General features: G+C 53.8%; 1 protein-coding gene. It reads left to right on the top strand.

The window, feature by feature from the left end; genetic code table 11:
• A partial coding sequence (locus tag V6D20_17410; protein ID HEY9817561.1) for a translocation/assembly module TamB domain-containing protein occupies nt 1-1,064 on the top strand: 1,064 nt, incomplete at its 5' end.
• Nucleotides 1,065-1,463: the final 399 nt, after the last annotated feature.

Consider the following 1,463-nt stretch of genomic DNA (forward strand, 5'->3'; position numbering starts at 1 on the left):
GGCTTGCGGTCAACTTCAAAGGACTCTACAGCGGCGGAGTGGATGGTCTCATTCGCGTTGGGGGCACGGCTCTAGCCCCCCAAATCGGGGGAGAAGTGGTGCTGTCTGATGGGCGCATTTCTCTGCCCGATCCAACAGCCCTAGAAGGGGCAGACGTTTCGCTTGCGGCGACTCAACGATTGACGACCGTCTTTTCACCGCCGGAGTTGAATGACCTGCAGGTCACTTTGGGCGATCGCCTCTTGATTACCCGTGCCCCGATTCTCAACTTCGTTGCCACGGGTGGCCTAGTGGTCAATGGCTCTCTTAACGATTTTCGGACGTTGCGCCCCGACGGCACGATTCGGCTCCGCAGCGGTCAGGTCAATGTGTTCACGACCCAGTTCAACCTCGATCGGGGACACGACAACATGGCTGTTTTTCGTCCTAATCAGGGGCCAGATCCATTTCTCAATGTGCGCCTTGCGACTTCGGTCTTAGAACAAACGCGCACCATTCAACCTCCCGCTTCGCCCTATACCCAGTCTGAAATTGTTGATACCACCGCTTCCGATATCGGCGGGTTGCAAACCGTACGAATTGAGGCAGCGGTCGAGGGGCCAGCTAGTCAAATTTTTGAGAATTTGGAACTCACCAGCAGCCCAGGACGCAGTGAGAACGAGATTATTGCGTTAATTGGAGGTGGTTTTGTCAACAATATTGACGAGGGCGATGGCTCTCTGGCGATCGCCAACCTAGCAGGCACGGCGCTCTTCACCAGCATTCAAACCCTAATCAGTAATGCAGTTGGCTTTGGCGACTTCCGCATCTTCCCAACAGTCATCACCGACAACGACCGCGAAGAAAGCAATCGCGACGATATCAGTTCTACGTTTGGCCTCGCCGCCGAGCTAGGAATTAGCATCACCGATGATTTGTCTGTCTCGATCTTGCAGCTTTTGACTGTGCGAGAGCCGACCCAATTTAGTCTGCGCTATCGGTTAGACGACAACTGGCTCCTGCGCGGCTCCACAAATCTCAACGACGACAGCCGGGTTGTGCTGGAATATGAGGCTCGCTTTTAGAGGGTTAGGGTGACTTTCCGAGCAACAAGATATCTTCTGTAGGGTGCGCCGCTGCCAAGCAACCGCACCCAAAATGGCTCATTCATATCGATCACTTGCTAAACACCTCCTGGAGTTGGCCGCTCAGGTGAATCTCAAAACCTTCCTGAAACCACTGCGCTCCCCAAAACGCAAGAAACCACCGCTCACCGTCGATAGAAAGCACCACCAGGAAAAACGTGCGAAACCATAACCCACCTTGACCGGGCTGACTCTATGAACCCAACAAATATTGATGCACAAGATGCTGAGCAGCAGGCATCTGTCCGTAGGTAAAGACGACGGGTAGGGAGGTTCGCAGCTTAGGCTGGAGATGCTGCAACATATAAGGGCTGCCATAAATCACCAGTGCCTGAAGAT

The organism is Candidatus Obscuribacterales bacterium (assembly GCA_036703605.1).
GTDB lineage: Bacteria > Cyanobacteriota > Cyanobacteriia > RECH01 > RECH01 > RECH01.